General features: G+C 66.8%; 1 protein-coding gene. It reads right to left on the bottom strand.

The features are described from left to right. Positions 1–1,013 (bottom strand): condensation domain-containing protein (locus KPG66_RS17285; RefSeq protein WP_237071668.1); only part of this gene is annotated, 1,013 nt, incomplete at both ends.

Below are 1,013 nucleotides of genomic sequence, written 5' to 3'. Positions count from 1 at the left end.
CACCCGTGAGCCACTGTCGTTGCCACGCCGCATAGTCCGGATACTGAACCGACAGCGGCGGTAGCGCATCGGCTTGCACCCCCATGCTCGCCGCGTACAGTGCACTTAACTCGCGCGTGAGTACCCCAAGCGACCAGCCGTCCGACACAATATGGTGCTGTGTGAGCACGCACTGATAGTTGTCATCGGCGAGCTGAACGACGCATGCGCGCATCAGCGGCCCGCACGCCAGATCGAATGGCGCGTGCGCGGCTTCGTGACGCAAGCGTGCCAGTTGTGCCTGCGCATCCGGCGCCCCACGCAGATCATGCCAGCGCAGCGGCACGCCCCTGTCCGCCGGCAGCAGCCGCACCTGCGGCTGCCCCTCGACGCTTACAAACGTCGAGCGCAGCGCTTCGTGACGCGCCCACAGCACATCGAGCGCCTGTTGCCAGGCCGCTCGATCCAGTGGCCCGCGCACATGCAGCGCCAGCGGCATATGATACGTCTCACTGACCCCATCGAGCTGCGTGAGGAACCACAGTCGCTGCTGCGCGAACGACAGCGGCAAATGGCCTTCGCGTGACACCGGCGTGATCTCGGGGAGCGTATCGGTGCCTTGTTGCAGATGGGCTTCGAGCGCCGCGGCAAACGCGGCCAATGTGGGCGTGGCGAACAAGGCGGCCAGCGGCACGTCAGCACCCAGCCCGCTGATCCGGTTCATCAACCGCACCGCCAGCAGCGAGTGGCCCCCGAGCGCAAAGAAGCTGTCGTGCCGACCCACACGCTTCACACCCAAGAGCTCGGCCCAGATTGCCGCGAGCGTCGTCTCCAGCTCGCCTTGCGGCGCTTCATACGCTTGATGTGCCCGCGCCTCGTCATCCGGTGCGGGCAGTGCACGCCGATCGAGCTTGCCGTTGGGCGTTAGCGGCCACGCGTCCAGCCGCACAAACGCACTGGGCACCATATACTCGGGCAGGCGGGCCGAAACATGCGCGCGCAGCGTGCTCGCCAGTGGCTCGTCCGCTTCGGCC

This window comes from Mycetohabitans sp. B2 (assembly GCF_021733735.1).
Classification (GTDB): domain Bacteria; phylum Pseudomonadota; class Gammaproteobacteria; order Burkholderiales; family Burkholderiaceae; genus Mycetohabitans; species Mycetohabitans rhizoxinica.
This window is presented reverse-complemented; position numbering and strand designations above follow the sequence as displayed.